Genomic DNA, 17,905 nt, shown 5'->3' with positions numbered 1-17,905 from the left:
CCACGACTGATTCTCAATCCAACCTATTTACCTGCTCTGTCAGATACTCTTGGAGGGCGGAGACTGTCTCTTCTGAGACAGCTGAGGCCCCGAAGTCACTCCGATACCCGTGCTTGAGTTCGTCGCTCTCCAAGATCTCCAGTCCATGCTCTAGCTGCTCCCGTAGCGCATCGTCGTCCCCTCGCCGCAGGTGGGGCGTGACAGCGTCAAGGTCGATCTCTTCCGCCACTGCCAGGACGTCCCGAAGGTCTGTTTCCCGGCCGCTGTGGAGTTTTGCTGCCACGAGGACGGCTCCATCGATGACTCTGGCTGTCGTCGTTACTGTGCCCCCGCTCACCTCCTGCTGGTGGCTATGGTCGTACAGGTAGTCGAACGACCACTGTGCCTCGGTCTGGCGGCAGCCGAGTCCGTTCACCAGCAGATCGAAGCCGATCGGCTGCTGCGGTGTGAGCCGCTTCTCGTACTCGATCACCTCGGTGTCGTAGAACCATTCCTTTGCGTGGCTGTCCGTTTCCTCGAAATCCCGCCGTTCGAGGAACTCGACGAAGTCAGCCTTGGAGTCCGGTGCGACGACGATATCGAGGTCCGTTGAGAAGCGAGCATTAAACGCTGAGACAGCGTAGCCGCCGACAAGGACGTACTCGTGCCCCTCCTGAGTGAGGTCCTCGAGCAGTTCGATGAGTGCGTCACTTCGGTTGTGGAAGCTCATGTCTGTGCCCGCTCCGTCTCCCGGTACGTGACGCCGAGGTCGATGTCCTCGTACATCCGGTCGAGCATCGCGAGCGCCGACTGGAACTGGGCGTAGTTCTCACGCATATACTCGATCGTCTCTGCTCTCGGGATAACCGGGTACCCCTCGATGTGCTCAATGTCGAGTGAAGGGCGTGGCTCGAGGATGATGTGCAGCGCCCCGTCCAGCTCGTCTTGGGGCTGCCGCTCGAATGCGGTTGGGAGGTCAAACGACTCGAAAAACGCCTCCCAGTCGTCGACGTCCCGCTCACGGACGGCGAGGAACAGCGGATAGTCGTCGGGCTCGCGACCAACTTGGTAGCCACCCTGTGTCCACACATAGACGGCATCGATCCTTGTGAATGCGAACGGCCAGTCACCGAACTGCGGGATGACGTAGGTCTCCTTGATGGATGGTGGACTGACGCCGGCGCTGGCAGCGACGAGCTCTCGTGCTGCGTCTCTCACGCGGTCATCGACGACTGAGAGGCCGTCATCATAGCGGACGTAGCCTGCGTCTTCGAGACGGTTGACGGCCTGTCTCACCGTCTCGTACGGCGTGTGGAGGTGTTGGGCGACACGACGGATGGAGTCACCACTCTCGATAGCGAGGATGATCTGCGCCGCCGTGTCGTCGAGCACCTCATACATCTTGTAGTTACCAATAATCCGGTAACAGTTAAAAGTCTTACCCGATTGGTCATGAAGCTACGATATCTCCATTCGTCTCGAAGGTAGCCGGGAACCCTGTCGGAACACTAGAAACGAGCATAATGATGTAAACGAACGAAACGAGCACAACGAGCAAAACGAAGGTACTGAACGAAATCTTCGGAACGAATTGATTGAGGAAAAATCAGTGGAATCTGTTCTCGTTGAACGAAACGATAGAAACGAACGTAACGAACGGAGTGATGGCAACGAGTGTGTTTGCTTCAACGAGTGGAACGAACAGTTGGTTTTAACATCGTCGTAATCCTCTCACCGAGTGAAACACCCTCACCGAACGAAACGAACAGAACAAGGACAACGAACGAAACGAACACAACGAGAGAAACGAAGGAAATGACCGACACCAACACTGCACGAATCACCGTGGCGAATCAGAAGGGGGCGCGGGGAAGACAACCGACGTCATTCATACTGGCGGTGCGCTTTCCGCTCGCGGGCACGACGTCCTCCTCGTCGATATCGACTACCACGGGGGACTCACCTGCTCGCTTGGCTACAACGATCTGTACTACGACACCGACCGCACAACGCTGTTCGACGTCCTCGACTTCGACCAGATGGAGTCGGTGAACGACATCATCGTCGAGCACGAGGAATTCGACATCCTTCCCGCCAGCGAGAAGCTCGCGAACAACAAGAACATCCAGACGTTGCTTGAGGCGCCGAAGAGTCGCGAGCGGTTGGAGATGACTCTCGACGAACTCGACAAGGACTACGACTATATCATCGTCGACACGCCGCCCTCCCTGAACGTCCTCACCGACAACGCCCTCGTCGCGACCGGCAACGTCGTCATCCCCGTCATTCCAGAGAAGCTCAACGCCAACAGCCTCCAGATTTTCGCAAAGCAGCTGAGTTCCCTCGAACAGGCGTACGGAGACATCAATCGGCTCGCGATTGTCTGTAACCGTGTCGAGCAGAACGCCGAACACCGCGACACCATCGAGGAGATCAAGTCGGCGTACTCCCTCCCAGTGTACGAGATCCCGAAGCGGACTGACCTCTCTCAGTCAATTGGCGAGGGAGTGTCCGTCTTCGGCTTTGGCAAGGAGAACCAGCGCGTCGAGGATGCACGCGACCTGTTCAACGAGATCGCCGACCTGTTCGACGAGACGTTCGAGAAGACTGCGCCTGAGGAGGTGGAAGCATGACCGACGGCTGGGGCGATGCATCCGGCATCGAGGGCAACTACGAAGAGGAGGACGATGAGTCCGATTCCGGCGAAACGAGTGAGGTGAGTGAAACGGTGGAAACCAGTTCATCGACCGAAACGACCGAATCGACTTCAACGAGTGAAACGAACGAAACGAGCAAAACGAAGACGAACATCAAGGACGAGTGGAACGGTAGGACGATCTACATTCCCGACGATGTCCTCGACGAGATGGAGGATACCTACCTCGAGTCCCAGCTGAAACTCCGCAAGGCGGGCCAGGACGAGTTCAAGAAGAACCGCCACTTCTACCCGCTACTCGTCCAGTTCGGTGTTGAGGCGCTCTCTGAGGCGGATGCCGAGGAAATTCAGGCTCGGCTTTCGGAACTCGGCGACGAATGACCAGCGCAGAGCGAGGCCCGGGATTTTGTATAGCGATATACGATATACATTTTCCTGTAGTACGGAATTCCAACGTTAAGGGGCTCCAGATGCCGGAATTCTTCAGATGGGGCGAATACAGCTAGTGGTCCTGATTATCCCCGTAATCACGACCACTTTGAAGTACCACGCCGCCGTCGGTGAAGCACGAATGCTGCAACCGCCTCACGACGACGCTTCCCCCGGGGTAGAGGCACCAAGACCGGCCCCACAGGACGGTGGAGGGCCGGTGGATGCCTGACCGAACGCTTTCGACGCCGCTCGACGACAGCTTCGAGCGCTACCTCCAAGACAAGGGGAAAGGCCGCGGTGGCGACGGCGGGAACTATCGACGAAACGCTGCACGCGAGCTCGAGCGGTTCGCCGAGTGGGCCGCCGGCGACCGCGGCGCCGACGACTGGACCGGGATCGTCCCCGACGACGTCGACCGGGAGCCGGCCTTCGACGATCTCGACGAACGCGTGTTTCGGGAGTACGCCCGGCATCTCGGTGGAGATCGGGGACTCAAGCAGAACACGGTACAAACCTATTACCGCTATATCTCTGCGTGGTGTGGCTGGTGTGTCAACGAGGGGTATCTCGAAGCGCATTACGCGCAGCGGGCGAGTGCGATGGCGCCGCTACCGGAGGACGACGGTCGCAAGCCCGGTGACCAGCAGGCCTGGACGTCCGAACAGCGCCACGCTCTCACCCGTCACGTCGACGAACGGGCCCGCGAGGTCATCGAGGCGTATACGACACTCCCAGAGGATACTGACCCCATCGATAAGCAGCGAGCGCGCTACACAGCGCTGAAGGCGGCTCGTGACCGGGCGCTGGTGTTCGTTCTCGCGTACACAGCTGTCCGCGTCGGGGAACTGCTCCGGGATCCGAACGACCCGCGCCGGCGCGGCGTCCGCTGGGAGGACCTCTCCCTCGACGACGGGAGTATGGACGTCTACCGAAAGAAACAGCAGTGGGACGCCGCCAGTCTCCCCGACCCGGTGATCTCGCCGCTACGGAGTTACCGCCAGCTGATGGACCCACCGACGGAGCGCTGGCCGGTGTTTCCCACGTTTGACCAACGGACGCTCGCAGGGCTCGTCCAGGATGAGTTTGCCGACCGAGGGGAACGCCCAGAGGCAATTGCTGAGCGGCGTAATGAGTACGCTCGCGACCTCCTGCTGGCGCTCGATGAGGATATGCGGCCACCGTCAATCACGACGGACGGCGCACGGTCGATTCTCCAACGGCTCTCGGAGGCCGCCGAAATCGACATTCCCCATCCGAAACACGATTATCTTGCCCCGCACGGTGGTCGCCGAGGGATGGGGGAGGTACTTGTCCGCGCGTTTGGATACACGGTGGCGGCCCGGTATCTCGATAACTCCGAAGAGATGGTCCGAGAGCGCTACTCGCATATCGAAGCCGGCGAACTCGGTGACGTTGCAACAGAGGCGCTCTCAGAGATTGATGGGTAATTAACGGTTTCCTAGGCACCGAGCTTTCGGCACTACACTCTTCTCAGCTCCTCTCGAACTCTATCGTATGCCTGACAACGTTCTCGTCGCCTTGGACGGCTCCCCGCTTGCCGAGCGTGCCTCACGTACGCACTCGAGACCTTTCCGAACGCCACGATTACCACAATTTACGTCATCAACCCGATCGACTCGGTAATCGATGTAGAGGCCGGTGGCTTGCCAGTCGCAGAGGGCTGGTACGATACGGCCCAGGAGCGGGGGACCGAGATTCACACGACTGCGACGGATCTCGCGGCGGAACACGATATTGTGATCGATACTGTCACTGAAGTTGGGAAACCAGCGCGTGAGATTCTCGACTACGCTGCCGACAACGGCATCGACCAGATCGTTATGGGGAGCCACGGTCGGGCAGGCCTAGACCGGACGTTCCTCGGGAGTGTCGCCGAGACAGTCAATCGCCGAGCACAGATCCCGGTAACCATCATTGGATGAAATCCTCGGCTCGTGTGCCGAGATTAGGATTGGATGAATGCTCGTAGGCTCACCTCAAACGTGAAATCAAACCAAATCATAGGTACCGAGAACGTGGCTGTTACTGAATCACCATCTCTCTCGACGTGTACTATCCACATTGAACGACGAGGTGGTCGTGGCGACGCGGGAGCACGGGCGCTTGAACGACATCTTAGGCGTCTCTCCGGCGTCCACGATGTCGACGTCTCGTTTCGAACAGGGGACGCCCAGATCACCTACGACGGGAGCATCACCTCAGAAGAAACGATTCGAGACGCTATCCGCGACCGCCACGTGTCGATTCAGGACGAATCTGAGACAGCAACGGATGACGTAAGTACCCGCTCGGAACTCAGGCAGGAGGCCGTGTTCGTCGGTCTGACGCTCCTCGGGATGGCAGTCGGCCTTGTGACGGGGTGGCTCGAAGGACCACCGCTCCTCATGTGGGCGGGGTACGGCGTCGCATACGTCTTCGGCGGGTGGTACGGGCTCAAAGGCGCGATCGAGACGCTCCGCCACCGTGCGGTCGATATCGACCTCTTGATGATCGTTGCCGCACTCGGCGCCCTCTCGATTGGCGCACCATTCGAGGGCGCGATGCTGCTGTTCCTGTTCTCACTATCGAACACTCTCCAGCACTACGCGATTGGCCGCTCGCGACGGGCGATCAAGTCACTCGTCGAGATGCGGCCGGACGAGGCACAGGTCTTCCGCGACGGTGAGGAGGTCACTGTGCCCATCGACGAGGTCGCCGTGGGTGACGTGTTCGTCGTCCGTCCCGGCGACAGGATTCCGCTCGACGGCGTCGTCGCGTCTGGCGAGGGAACGGTCGATCAGGCGTCACTCACTGGCGAATCAGTGCCCGTGCCGAAAGAGCCCGGAGATGAGGTGTTCGGCGGGACGATCAATGAGAGCGGCAGCCTGGAGATCGAGGTCACGCGGCAAGCCCACGAGTCGGCGATCAGCCGTCTCATCCACATGGTCGAGCGCGCCCAGAGCGAGAAGGCGCCGACACAGCGGCTCATCGACCGCCTTGAGCAGCCGTACGTCCTCGGTGTGTTCGGGCTCACAATTGCGGCGATCGCCATCCCGCTCGCGCTCGGAAGCGAGTTCACCAGCACGTTCTACCGCGCGATGACCCTGATGGTCGCTGCCTCGCCGTGTGCGGTCATCATCTCCACGCCGGCGGCGGTGCTGTCGGCGATCGCCTCCGGCGGGAGGCAGGGCGTCCTGTTCAAGGGCGGTGAACACGTCGAGACGGCCGCGAACATCGACGCGGTCGCGTTCGACAAGACGGGAACACTCACGCGGGGCGAGACGCAGCTGACCGACGTGTTTGTCCGGGACGGTCTTGGGGACGAGTCACCGACTGCTGACGAACTGCTCTCGCTCGTGGCCGCTGTGCAGGCCCGCTCGGAGCATCACTTGGCTCGTGCGACCGTCTCGGAAGCCGAAGACCGCGCACTCGACGTTCCCGACGCGCGACGGTTTTAATCAGAGGCCGGAAAAGGCGTCCGCGCCGATGTCGACGACGGAATCATCCACATCGGGAATCGGAGTTACGTCGAAACGGTTCTCGAAGACGCTGCAATCGAGGGGCTCGAACCTGGTCTCGATCGGCTCCAGTCCCTGGAGGCGGAGGGGAAAACGAGCGTCCTCGTCGCCCGTGAGCACGGCGACAGTGTCACGGTACTGGGATGGCTTGCGTTCACCGACACGGTCCGGCCGGGGGCTGCAGAGATGATCGAGAACCTCCGCTCGCTCGGCGTGGAGCACATCGTTATGCTGACCGGCGACAACGAACGCGTCGCCCAGCAGATCGCCGACGAAGTCGGTATCGACGAAGTGCAGGCGGAACTGCTGCCGGAAGAGAAAGTGGCAACCATCGACGATCTGGTTGAGCGATACGAGAACGTGGCGATGGTGGGTGACGGTGTGAACGACGCACCCGCGCTGGCGACGGCGACGCTCGGGATCGCCATGGGTGGCGCCGGGACCGACGTTGCCCTCGAAACGGCTGACGTCGTCCTGATGGGCGACGACATCGGGAAGATTCCGTACGTGCTGGGACTCGGTCGCAGGACGCGCCGGACGCTGACAGTCAACCTCGCAATCGCCTTTGGTGCGATTGCGCTGATGGTTGGCACGATTCTGTTACGTGGTATCCCCTTACCGCTGGCCGTGGTCGGCCACGAGGGTTCGACGGTCCTCGTGTCCCTGAACGGGCTTCGATTACTCGGATTCCACGAATAACGATCACTAAAGGCGACGAATGAACCGATGGCGCCGATCAGCAACAGCTAGTGTCGTCGGGAGTCCACTCGCATGCATTCCCGGTAGTGAGGTCGTTCTCGTCGATATATGCGGACAGACAGGCGTAGTTACAGAAATACGTGGGTGAGCCACACTCGTCATCGCAATCGCGGACGCAGATTGGATCGTGGTCGAAAATCCGGGATTCACAGTACGCACATGTCTCGTCTGTTTCGGGTGTTGGACAGTCGTCGACATACTCGTGCTGAGGAGATGCCCACAGAAAACGTTTCTTCGGGCTGTGATCGGTGAAGGAGTCTCGATCACCCCTCCTCCTCGAATTAGCAGTCTTCCCACCACCTTTTCGAACAGCGTTGAAGACAGTCTCCTGTTACAAATCCTCAGGTTTTGGTTCGCGTCGTCCGTCGATACCCTTCGTACAGGGCCGGTAATCCGAGAGGAAGTGCGAGGATTCCAAACCCGAGAAGGGCATATCGGTCTCTATCCTGATGTCGCACGACGAGGATAGTCGTGACGATGCCGAATAGCGCAATGACGTATGCGGTGTTGCTCCAGAGCACGTTGTAGGTCGAACAGTACAGCCAGCAAACGAACGTGTAGGCCGGGGCGTTCCAGGTTGGTGGATTGAGTTTCGGCCAGAAGAACCGACAGTACGTGGTCCAGCCCAGCATCGCGACGGTCGGCAACCCGACGAGCCACACCGCAGCCTCACGGTTCCCGTCGCCGTATCGCCGGTATCCAGCGAGGAAGAGCGCGGGAAAGCAGAAGACCCACAGCCAGATGCCGATCGTGTAGGTGACTGGCCAGTGTTCGATTCTCGGCTGTTGTATCGGAAGTCGCAGCGACGGAGGAAGTGTAGCCCAGGGGAACGATGGGTCCGGGACGGGATTGGTGAAGAGGGCGACGAGACAGAAGACTGTCCCAAGTAGAAGCCCGAAGAGCCCAGCTGTCGTGTACTTCTCTAACCACAAGGGAAGCAACGAAGATGGTGTCGTTTTTCCAGTGGTTTCCATCGTTGAGGGGTTCTGATTCAGGTCTCGCGTTCGAGGAGGTCTTTCCGCTGTTCGTATTCCTCATCCGTGAGATCGCCGCGAGCGTACGCTACACGGAGTTCCTCGAGTGCTCTATCGCCGGTCAACGACGACCCAGCACCGCCGACGAGACCGCGATAGAGAAGGTATCCGATGCCGATGAGGACGACGAGCCAGACGAGCATCATCCCGATGCCCCACAGTGGGGAGAGGCCGCCAGCTATTCCGCCGCCCCACCACCAGCCCATCATCCCCATCATCGGCATCGCAAATACCATCATTAGCAGCGGGAACAGGACGATTACTGCGAGGACTATCAGTACGATGCGGAGCAAACCGTCGGACGTGCGCTCTGTCGACATGTGAACCACTAGTGGGGTTCGTCGACTGCGTTCATAAAGTTGGTCAGCCGCCAGTACTGCTCCAGTAATAGTCTTTGATTTGAGGGCAACCGATACGTTGCTCCGTGTCTTTAGGATGAGTCCCCCAGCAGTAGGGCACGACGTCAGGCGACTATTGTACGTCGGCGATCCACAGTCGTCAGAATCTCCCCACGCACAGGCCCTGACAGGCATCAGTTCTCTTGATTCTGTACCAATCGTTCACGGCGTCGTTGGAACTCCGTTTCGTCGATCTCGCCGCGGGCATATCGACGTTTGAGGGTTTCCATCGCGGAATCGTCACTCTCTGGAGGTGCATCACCTCGCCCGAGTGCCCAGTAGAGGAATCCGCCGACCAGCCCCAGCATTCCGAGTGCCCCGCCGACGAACGGCAGCCCGCCGAACCGGCCACCGTTCCGCCCATTCATCATTCCAGGACCAGACCCCATCCCAGGGCCCATCATTCCGCCACCGGAGGTCCCACCATCTCCGGTGCTGGACCCATACGCTATCGCGCCCTGTTCGACGATCGCGTCGCTTTCGGGCACGTCGCCGTCCAGAATCGGACTCTCCTCGGCTGGACCGCCGGGGCTGCCGACGACGATGCGACCGACCATCCCGATTGACTTGTGTGGGACGCAGTAGTAGTCGTACGTGCCTGGCTCTTCGAACGTGTACTCGAAGGCTCCCGACGAGATGGTTCCACTGTCGAATGCGTTGGTGTCGGCCGGAATCCGGTTCTCGTAGGCGGTTGCCGAGTGGGCTCCGGCCGCTAGCTCGAAGCGAACTGTCGTGCCGGGTTCGACGTGGAGTCCGATCGGGTCGAAGTAGTTGTTCCCCATCTCGACGACGGGCGTCTCCTGTGCGGCGACTGGCTGGGTGAATCCCGCACTTGCGACTGTGCCGGCACCGAGCGCTCCTAGGAACTGGCGTCTACTGTAGTCCGTCATTGTATTGTTTTGACTTCTGTTATCTGCGGATGATGCTGGTGAGTCGGTGCGCGAGGCCGGGCGATTGCTGGCCGGCGCTCTCGATAGCTGCCTCTAGGTCGTCACGGTCGACGATTCCGATGAACTCGGCTGTCTGTTCCCCGTTCGCGTACACAAGCGTCGTTGGCGTCTTTCGAACACCGTACTCCTCGGCCGTCTCCAGATCGGTCTGGATGTCGACCTCGCGAAATTCGACATCCGGATACGCATCTTCGATGCCTTCGTTTTTCTCTCGTTGCGTTGCGCACGCCCCGCACGTCTCCTGTGTGAACAGGATTACTTCCGTCATAGTAGCTAGTAGGGCCTTGTTTCTTTAGCACATTTCTGTTCACATCCGAAAGCTGTGAGGGTCACAGATTTCGGAATACAAGGAAGCGGATGTGAGTAACGCCGGAGTTGGTGGTCAGGGCGTCACTCCGAACGTTCGAGCTTGTTCCGACGCGTCTCAAACTCTTCCTCGGTGAGATCACCGCGGGCGTATGCCATACGCAACTCCTCCATTGCAGGATTCCGCGACGACTGCGATTCGGTCACGCGACGGAAGACGAGATATCCTCCACCGAGCAGGAGGAGGAGGAAGACCAACTGAACGAGCATCCCGACGAGTGGCCACCAGCCGCTGGTCGTCCCGTATCCGCCCATCATTCCACCGTAGCCCATCATCCCGCCGAAGCCCATCCCCATTGTGAGCAACGGGAGCAAGATGATCGCTCCGAGGATCAGGAGAACGATGGTCGTGGTGTCGAGTTGGTTCGATGAAGACATCGAGATCAGGCCTCCGACGTAGATCCAGGTTCGTCGGTAACGCCCGAGAGAACACGCTCGAAACGCTCGTTGACCTCGGTCGCGATGGAGTCGAGCGCATCGTTGTCCACGATACCGACCAATTGCTTTGGATCAACGGCACTCACAACGATATCGCCGTCATCGGTTTCGTAGACGATGACGTTACACGGGAGGAGTGCGCCGAGTTCGATTTCTTCGGTCAGTCCTTCGTATGCCAGCGGTGGATTGCATGCGCCGAGAATGCGATACTGGCGGAATTCTTCGCCGAGTTTCTCCTTGAGCGTCGCCTGGATATCGATGTCACAGAGGACGCCGAATCCTTCGTCTTTGAGCGCAGCACTCGTCGTGTCGACGACATCGTCGAACTCGCCAGTGGCTGAAGTCTGTATTGTGTATTCCATGTAATATTATGCCCCGTCCACGGGGTTAACGGTTGGGTGCCGTAACGGCGGGCGTTGGGAGTGTGATGTATCGGCTGGACAGCAGCTGTTCCAGTCATCCGGTGCGTTCGAGCTGTTTTCGCCGTCGATCGAATTCATCGTCCGAGAGCTCCCCGCGGGCGTAGCGCTCACGGAGAACCGACAACGACTGCTCGTCATTCCCACCGGATCCTCGATTGAGGAGCGCATAGACGAGGTAGAGCGGAACGGCGATGAGGAGCCCCATCCAGAGGAGTCCCCAGAGCCCCATCGCTCCGCCGAAGAGGCCCCAGCCGCCGCCCATCATGCCCCCGACGTAGCTCCCACCACCATGGGCAGCAGCCGTTCCAGTCGCCGCGACCAGCAGCGGGACGGCGAGCATCGCGAGTTGACGAGCAGTGCGTCCGATGTGAGTGGTGGGTTGCGTCATTATCTTGCGTTGGTGAATCGCGGTGTTCAGTTGGAGCGATCGAAACGGTCAGGGCCGTCAGCAGTGGCCCTGCCCGTACATCCCGCCGTCGTGGTCGTCGTCATCCCCGTCGTGGTGTTCCTCGTCAGCCATGTCCTGGGCCATCTCGTTGACGGTCACACCCATGTGCGACTCCATCCACTCGACGCTACCAGGGCCCATGTGTTCGGTCATCTGTGCCTCCATCCAAGTGGCCCATTCATCTGCGGTGGTATTGTCCGTGGGCGCGTCGTCTGCGGTCGTGTCGTTGCCGTGTGCGCTAACCACGGGGGCGGCGAACGCGAGTCCGACAATCGCGAGCGCCACGAGCAGCCAGCGGCCAAGTTTGAAGTTGGTCATTGTCTTTCTCCTCGGTTACTCGTAGGACTGCTCGGGAGTTATCGACGTGGGTATGAATCCGCACAGGAGAACGTTCGAGAACGTGTATAGAGCGCCCTAACCGTTTTTCAGGAAACGGAACGTTCATCCGGCTCGAATTCGCTGGAATAGCACTCGATCCTTCTCACGGGACAGGACCACGACCACACGGACGGCAGCCTGAACGATCCGAAACCGAGGCTTCAACCGAGTCACTCGACGTATCTCACGATACGTGCCATCCCTGGATCGAGATGGTACAGGTTGTGACAGTGGAACAACCACCGGCCGGGATTGTCGGCGTGGAAGTCGATCGTCACCTGCCCTCTATGCCCGGGGACGATGACTGTGTCTTTGATCGCGTTGCCGACCTGAAGAAGTGGCCGTGGAGGTGCATCGGGTGAACGACCGGGCTCTGGTTGGTCATCCGAATCCGGACGTGTTCGTCGGGCCGAATCTGGAGTGGGTCGGCGTCCGGGTAGGCCTGTCCGTCTATCGTCCACGTATAGGACTCGCCGGGAGCGACCGGGTCTTGCGTCACGTTTGGCACGCCGTCGACCGGGTTCGGAACGGGGACTCCGTGCCAGTGAATCGTCGTCTCTGCCTGGAGGTCGTTAGTCAGTTCGACGCTGAGCACGTCACGCTCCTAGACGCGTAGCTCCGGTCCTGGGAATTCACCCTCGTACATCCCGTTGGTCGTCGATGTCTCAGGAGCTGGTCGAATCGTCCCTGACGCTGCAGTGGGGCTGACGGATCTATCTGGGTCGGACGTGACTGTCGAGCGTGGCGTCACCTCACGACCCCCACCATCGTCGGTGCCCGGGAGTTGGCCGGCACAACCCGCGAGCGCTCCGAGGGTGGTTGCCCCCGTCAGTTGGAGGAGCCTGCGGCGCGAGAGCGACCGTTGTTCTCTATGCGGCACAGTTGTTTGGACCCAGTTCAAGTTCTGTCGCCTCGCCCTCGTCGTCGACGGTCTCTTTGCCGGTGTTGATGGCGATGACCCGCTCGTAGTTCGGGGGCTTCTCCGGGGCATCCTCGGTCAATCGCTCGATGAACGCTTCGCGATCGAGCTCGAGGAATCTAGTTCCTCGCGCAGATCGCCAAGTTGGGCCTCGAGGGTTCGCCCGGTGAGCCGTTCTCGTAGCGCCCGTCACTCGTGACGGTGAGGTGACCCGGCAGGATCGTCGTGTCGTCCGGGAGGTCGAGGATGGTCTCGTGGAGTGAGTCGTACAGCAGTTCGGCCCCCGGGAGGCGTCGTCATCACCGAACTGGAGTTCCGTCCGCCCGACGGAGTCGACGAATAGCGTATCGCCCGTCAACAGGAGTTCGCCGTCGACGAGGTAGTTCATCATCTCGGAGGTGTGACCCGGCGTGTGCAATGCCTCGATTTCGACGTCGCCGACCTCAATGACGTCTCCATCCGATAGCGGTTCGTATTCGTACTCGACGCCGCGCTCGCTGGCCCCTTCGCTGAGGTAGTAAGGCACGCCGACCTCGGCGGCGAGTGTCGAACTGCCCGAGATGTGGTCGGCGTGGACGTGCGTATCGAGCACGCGTGGTGGAGAGTCCAGCGTCCTGGGCGGCGACCTTGAACTGGTCGGTCTGTCTGGTCGCATCGACCACGACGGCCGCGTCCGCCCCTTTGGAGCCGACGACGTAGCCGAGACAGCCCTTCGCTCGGCGCTGAACCTGCCGAACGACGAGGTCGTCGCTGGCTGTCTCGATAGGGACGACCTCGTAGAGTTTGCTCCACTCCTCCATGCCGCCAGTGACGACCGAGAGATCGTCGTAGCCGTGGTCGTCGAGGTCGAACGCGAACGGCGTCGACGTCAACCCCTTCCCGCAGATAGCGACCACCGGCTGGCCGTCGACCAGTGCGTTCACCTCGTTCAGTTGGTCCTCGCTCAAGCCCTCGTCAGGGTCGTACGGAACGTTCTCCGCGTCGCGTACGTGCCAGGCCTCGAAGCTGTCTTCAGGACGCACATCGATGAGCGTGAACTGTTCGTCGGCGTCGATCCTGTCCGCGAGCTGTTCCGCAGTGATGTTCTTGACCATCGTATCTCACCTGTGTCGTGTGGTGTCCTTCGAGTTCGCCGCTCGACGTAGCTTTCGCGTACGCTGTCGCCATCAGCGCTTTCGGTTACGTCCTTCTTCAGGGAAGGAGTTCCCACGAGGAATCAAGGACGTCTCGCAGTATGCATCACCACCCTGATAGTCGACGCCCGGTTGGATGAACGGATACGGCCCGTCCGCGGGCGTGTTTGGGCTCGACCGCCGTCGTCCGCGGTCTCGACCAGCCCCATCACCTCGTAGTCGACGGGCGAGTGTTCCTCGAGATACTCGACGATGACGTCGACCGGTATCGTCCCGCTGTCGACCTCGACGTCCTGGAACGGGAATCCACAGTTTCCGAGGTCGCGTTCGGGATCACCGGGCCGACGGAACGTCGCCACCGAGTACGTCTCCTCGGAGTCGACCGGCTCGCCGTCGATCCGCATCTCGACAAGGCGACGGCCACGCTTCGCGGTCGGATCGACGGTCACCTCGACGTTCGAGGAGAAGTTGCGGACGCGGCCGTCCTCCTGGTCGTAGGGGTACGGCGTGAAGTTGTCTTCGAGGAACTCCTCCATGTGGTTCGTGAGTTGCTGGCCGTAGGCGACACCACGGGCGACGGGCGTCGCCATCGGGAAGAACGTGTACAGTTCGCCGAGCGTGATCTCTCCGGGCGGGATCGCAGTCCCGTACCGGAACCCGTGCGAGACGGCGAGATCCGTGTCGAAGTGTGCCTGCAGTGCGTCGTTGAACAGCGTGTTCCACGCGCTCGAGGAACGACTGCCGGTAGAGTGGTTCTTCTGTCCGGCCGACGACCGTATCGAGGGCTTCTCGAGCGTGCCGGCTCCACGTTCGAACCCGGGGCCGTCCTCAAGGAACGGTGCACGCACGGCTTCGACTGTCTCCTGCGCATCGGCGTCTGGTTCCGGCGTCTGCTCGCCGTTCTCGGTCAGACAGTAGAGATGATGACGGAACTGTATCTCCCCGTTTCGAACTCGGAGATCCACACGGCCGAGCGCCTCGCCCATCCCGGACTCGACGACGACCGTCTCGGTCTCCTCGACGACGATCGGGTCGTAGGTGTACTCGTGGGTGTGCGCGCTGAACATGACGTCCACGCTCGGGCAGTCCTTGGCGGCCTGGACCATCCACGAGAGGCCGATCTCGGTGACCGCGACCACGACGTCGGCACCGTCCTCGCGGGCGGCCTGTGCGGACTCTTCGAGGAGCGCGGGATGCTTGCCGAAGCGGTACTTTCCCTCGGAGAATGCGGGTGCCATCCGGTCGACGTAGACGTTCGTCATCCCGACGACGCCCACGGGGAGTCCGCCGACATCGAGGATGCTGTATGCGTCGTACAATCGCTCGTCGGTCTCCCAATCGTAGAGGTTGTTCGCGAGAATCGGGGCGTCAAGGTCGCCCATCAGTTCTACGAAGTTGTCATCCTCAGCGGCTTCGTTCGAGTAGTCCCAGTTGCCGGGGACGTAGATGTCGGGCGCGACGTGGTCGTTGATGGGGTCGAGCATTGCTCGCCCGTCCGTGTAGGTGGTCACGGCAGAGCCGTGGAACGTGTCTCCACTCATGAGCGTACAGACGTCGTGGTGCTCGCGGAGCTCGTCGAGTTTCGCTGCGAGCAGGGGATCCCGCCGCCCCGCTCGATGACGCGGTCGTCGTCTCCGAAGTCGAAGTTCGGCTTCGACGTTGGATTGTCGTAGTAGACCTGGTGGCGCGGCGTTAGCTGCCCGTGGAGGTCGCTGACGTGAGCGAAGACGGCGTCGGGGGCGCCCGCACCGTCGCTGGCAGGGTCGCCACCGAGGGACGTCCACTCTCCGAGTGCCGTGGTATCGTTCATCGTGACGGGAGTACAGCTATGTGCTCCTACTGTTCATGATTTGGGGTTGATATTTGAAAATCAGACATGTATTCGCCAACATTGCATCGCAGAAGACCGGACTCCATATCCGAGAAGTACACTCCCGAGTTGGACACACAAACTTGGCCTCGATCTGAGAGCGATTGCGAACTATGGCCGGGGACGTCTCCCTTCGGCTCACCGGGGTGATTATTAAAGTAGGAAGCCGTGCCACCCTCCACACAGATGCGCCCACTGCCTCGTTCGTGGAGGCGGTATCGATGACGACTAACTGGGTAACGACGGGGATGTCTGCAGTCGTCATCCTCTTCGCGGCCGCCGTTCACGGTATTGCCGGGTTCGGCTTCGCGCAGGTGTCGATGGGCATCATGCCGCTGTTTCGGTCGCCCTCGAGCGCGTCGATCATCTTCACGGCGACGGCGGTGGTGGCCAACGCCCGCGTCTGGTGGAGCGTCCGGGACGCGTTCGACTGGGAGAAGTGGATCGTCCCTGTCGCTGGGCTCGTCGTCGGGATGCCGCTCGGTATCTACGTGTTCAGTGGGTTCGACGCGGCACAGATGCGCGTCGCTATCGGAGGGGTTCTCGTGTTAGCGGTTATCGTCGTCGGCGCGACCCAGCAACTCGATGTCGTTACGGACTGGATCGAGGAGAAGGACTACCGACCGGGGAAGATAATTGGCGCGACGGCCGGGCTGCTCGCCGGAGTCTTCGGCGGCGCCGTCGCCGTTCCCGGCCCGCCGATGATCGTCTACGGGGCCTTCATGTCGGCGAGCGGGTTCTGGAGCGACGAGGAGATGAAGGCCACGTTCACCGCCTTCTTCGGAACGCTCATGCTGTATCGCCTCGGGAGTCTCACCTACACAGGAGACGTGACGATGCCGCTGATGATCGAGGCTGCCGTCGCCATTCCGATGGTGTTCGTCGGCTCTTGGATCGGCGTGTACATCTTCGACAACATCCCCGAACGCATCTTCCAGTGGGTCGTACTGGGGCTACTGACCGTGAACGCGGTCGTCCTCCTATATACGGCAGTTCCGGAGCTCTAACCGCATTCAGCTGCTCTCTGTACGAGGATTCCGGTACCCCCGCTACACTGGTTGTCGCAAAAAACATCATCGCAACAGTGCTGATTCGCGTGCTATTCGTGCGTCGGTCAGGCGCTCATCATGTTCCGACAGCTCTCGGCGCATTCCTTGAGGACCTCGGCACAGACCTGGCAGTGCTGGGCATCGTGACGCTCACATTCTTCGGCACACTCCTCGCAGACGCCGGCGCAGGCTTCAGCCAATTGCGCGCTGTAGTTGGAGTTGCGAGCCATGAATCGGGCATGCAGCGACGCGATATCCGCGACATCGCGACAGAGCCGAGCACACTCTTCCATCTCCTCGTCGCCGAGGCACTCGTCGGCACACCACTCACAGACCTCAGTGGCTTCATTGCAGATCTCGATGCACTCGCGCTCTTCCTCGCTCAGGTGATCGATCTTGGAGACTGTTTCTGCAAGTGACATTGTACGTCACCGTACGAGGCCCTTCAGTTCATCGGCCTGCTTGCCCTTGCGGGGCCATACCATATCTGGTCGCCAGTAGCCGTCGAAGAGTGTGGGCACACCGCGCGGGAACGCGAGGTTCTGATGGCCTGGGCTCGGACAGCCTGAGAAGCCAACGGGCGCGATGGAACTCGATCCCAGTATACGGTGGCGGGAGAGCGTTGTGGGGGTCATAGCTCTCCTTTTCTGGGAGCCGAGGATCGGCTCTCTGTGAAGACGGTGATACACGAATGTCGCTTGTCTCGGGTGCAAGCACCCACGACCACGGTTCCGAACAGTTCTGGATCTGCAGTAGCGATTGCTAGTTCGCCTGTTTCTGTTCTAAGTCGTCGCTCGGATAGATGCGATACGTCCGCCCTTGGCGCTCGCGGTACAGGAGGCCGCGCTTCTCGAGAGCGCTCACCGTCTGACTTACTTTGCTCTTCGAGAAGTCCGAGCGATCCCTGAGTTCGATCTGTGTGATGCCAGGTGAGGCGATGACTGGTTCGAGGATACGGCGTTCATCATCCGGCAGGAGGTCTAACACACGAGCCTGTGGCTGAGACTCCGGACTGATGGATCCATTCGATTGGAGAGCTACCTCTGGCGATTCGGCACTCTCTGGATCGGTCGGATTCGCCGTCTCATTCTGTGGGCGGTCGTTTACGTCTATACTTGTGACCTCATCCCGAATCACGAGATACCCCCCACCGATG

Annotated in this window: 15 protein-coding genes and 7 pseudogenes; 6 read left to right on the top strand and 16 right to left on the bottom strand. The window is 60.4% G+C overall.

The genetic code is table 11. The features are described from left to right. Positions 1-13 precede the first annotated feature (13 nt). Both ACFQJD_RS00420 and ACFQJD_RS00415 read right to left on the bottom strand, forming a co-directional pair. A complete protein-coding gene (locus ACFQJD_RS00420) occupies positions 14-709 on the bottom strand; it encodes a hypothetical protein (RefSeq protein ID WP_379795379.1) in 696 nt (231 codons plus the stop codon). Further along, the gene (locus tag ACFQJD_RS00415; RefSeq protein ID WP_379795378.1) at positions 706-1,380 is read right to left on the bottom strand and encodes a helix-turn-helix domain-containing protein; all 675 of its coding nucleotides are present in this window, start codon (positions 1,378-1,380) and stop codon (positions 706-708) included. The genes ACFQJD_RS00420 and ACFQJD_RS00415 overlap by 4 nt, the downstream gene beginning before the upstream one ends. 414 nt (positions 1,381-1,794) lie before the next feature. Here ACFQJD_RS00415 and ACFQJD_RS00410 point away from each other — a divergent pair. From ACFQJD_RS00410 to ACFQJD_RS00390, 5 genes and pseudogenes are all read left to right on the top strand, one after another. Further along, a pseudogene (locus ACFQJD_RS00410) lies at positions 1,795-2,612 on the top strand (ParA family protein). After that, entirely contained in the window at positions 2,609-3,016 is a 408-nt protein-coding gene (locus ACFQJD_RS00405; RefSeq protein ID WP_379795376.1) for a hypothetical protein, read from the top strand. The pseudogene ACFQJD_RS00410 and the gene ACFQJD_RS00405 overlap by 4 nt, the downstream one beginning before the upstream one ends. A 272-nt stretch (positions 3,017-3,288) precedes the next feature. Further along, positions 3,289-4,515: a tyrosine-type recombinase/integrase gene (locus ACFQJD_RS00400; RefSeq protein ID WP_379795375.1), complete on the top strand. Its 1,227-nt coding sequence runs from the start codon at positions 3,289-3,291 to the stop codon at positions 4,513-4,515. A gap of 67 nt (positions 4,516-4,582) precedes the next feature. Next, positions 4,583-5,010: pseudogene (locus ACFQJD_RS00395) on the top strand (universal stress protein). A gap of 93 nt (positions 5,011-5,103) precedes the next feature. Continuing rightward, positions 5,104-7,284 (top strand): annotated as a pseudogene (locus ACFQJD_RS00390) (heavy metal translocating P-type ATPase). Positions 7,285-7,321: 37 nt separating this feature from the next. Here the strand turns inward: ACFQJD_RS00390 and ACFQJD_RS00385 are convergent. The 12 genes and pseudogenes from ACFQJD_RS00385 to ACFQJD_RS00330 all read right to left on the bottom strand — a co-directional run bounded on the left by ACFQJD_RS00385 (position 7,322) and on the right by ACFQJD_RS00330 (position 15,640). Then, positions 7,322-7,542 (bottom strand): annotated as a pseudogene (locus ACFQJD_RS00385) (hypothetical protein). A gap of 143 nt (positions 7,543-7,685) precedes the next feature. After that, entirely contained in the window at positions 7,686-8,318 is a 633-nt protein-coding gene (locus ACFQJD_RS00380) for a hypothetical protein (RefSeq protein ID WP_379795373.1), read from the bottom strand. 17 nt (positions 8,319-8,335) lie between these two features. Further along, positions 8,336-8,698 carry an SHOCT domain-containing protein gene (locus tag ACFQJD_RS00375; RefSeq protein ID WP_379795371.1) on the bottom strand — a complete coding sequence of 121 codons (363 nt, stop codon included), beginning with the start codon at positions 8,696-8,698 and terminating at the stop codon, positions 8,336-8,338. Positions 8,699-8,910: 212 nt separating this feature from the next. Further along, on the bottom strand, positions 8,911-9,666 hold the full coding sequence (locus ACFQJD_RS00370) for a plastocyanin/azurin family copper-binding protein (protein WP_379795369.1): 756 nt from the start codon (positions 9,664-9,666) through the stop codon (positions 8,911-8,913). 19 nt (positions 9,667-9,685) lie between these two features. After that, positions 9,686-9,994 (bottom strand): thioredoxin family protein, encoded by a 309-nt coding sequence (locus ACFQJD_RS00365; RefSeq protein WP_379795367.1) that lies wholly within the window; start codon positions 9,992-9,994, stop codon positions 9,686-9,688. A gap of 122 nt (positions 9,995-10,116) precedes the next feature. Continuing rightward, positions 10,117-10,470 carry an SHOCT domain-containing protein gene (locus ACFQJD_RS00360; protein ID WP_379795365.1) on the bottom strand — a complete coding sequence of 118 codons (354 nt, stop codon included), beginning with the start codon at positions 10,468-10,470 and terminating at the stop codon, positions 10,117-10,119. 5 nt (positions 10,471-10,475) lie between these two features. Then, positions 10,476-10,892: a DUF302 domain-containing protein gene (locus ACFQJD_RS00355; RefSeq protein WP_379795363.1), complete on the bottom strand. Its 417-nt coding sequence runs from the start codon at positions 10,890-10,892 to the stop codon at positions 10,476-10,478. Between the two features lie 94 nt (positions 10,893-10,986). Further along, complete coding sequence (locus ACFQJD_RS00350; RefSeq protein WP_379795361.1) at positions 10,987-11,340, bottom strand: SHOCT domain-containing protein; 354 nt, start codon at positions 11,338-11,340, stop codon at positions 10,987-10,989. 57 nt (positions 11,341-11,397) lie between these two features. Then, entirely contained in the window at positions 11,398-11,718 is a 321-nt protein-coding gene (locus tag ACFQJD_RS00345; RefSeq protein WP_379795359.1) for a hypothetical protein, read from the bottom strand. A gap of 230 nt (positions 11,719-11,948) precedes the next feature. Next, positions 11,949-12,373, bottom strand: a pseudogene (locus ACFQJD_RS00340) (multicopper oxidase domain-containing protein). Between the two features lie 274 nt (positions 12,374-12,647). Next, a pseudogene (locus tag ACFQJD_RS00335) lies at positions 12,648-13,791 on the bottom strand (MBL fold metallo-hydrolase). 72 nt (positions 13,792-13,863) lie between these two features. After that, positions 13,864-15,640, bottom strand: a pseudogene (locus tag ACFQJD_RS00330) (5'-nucleotidase C-terminal domain-containing protein). A gap of 308 nt (positions 15,641-15,948) precedes the next feature. Here ACFQJD_RS00330 and ACFQJD_RS00325 point away from each other — a divergent pair. Then, positions 15,949-16,707: a sulfite exporter TauE/SafE family protein gene (locus tag ACFQJD_RS00325; RefSeq protein WP_379795357.1), complete on the top strand. Its 759-nt coding sequence runs from the start codon at positions 15,949-15,951 to the stop codon at positions 16,705-16,707. Positions 16,708-16,814: 107 nt separating this feature from the next. Here ACFQJD_RS00325 and ACFQJD_RS00320 read toward each other — a convergent pair whose 3' ends face one another. Then, complete coding sequence (locus ACFQJD_RS00320) at positions 16,815-17,171, bottom strand: four-helix bundle copper-binding protein (protein WP_379795355.1); 357 nt, start codon at positions 17,169-17,171, stop codon at positions 16,815-16,817. Positions 17,172-17,511: 340 nt separating this feature from the next. Then, positions 17,512-17,905: helix-turn-helix transcriptional regulator (locus tag ACFQJD_RS00315; RefSeq protein ID WP_379795353.1), on the bottom strand; the 394-nt coding region annotated here is incomplete at its 5' end.

It is taken from the genome of Haloplanus sp. GCM10025708, assembly GCF_042663985.1.
GTDB classification, from domain to species: Archaea; Halobacteriota; Halobacteria; order Halobacteriales; family Haloferacaceae; genus Salinirarus; species Salinirarus marinus.
The sequence above is the reverse complement of the archived record's forward strand: the minus strand, read 5'-3'. Positions and strand labels throughout refer to the sequence as shown.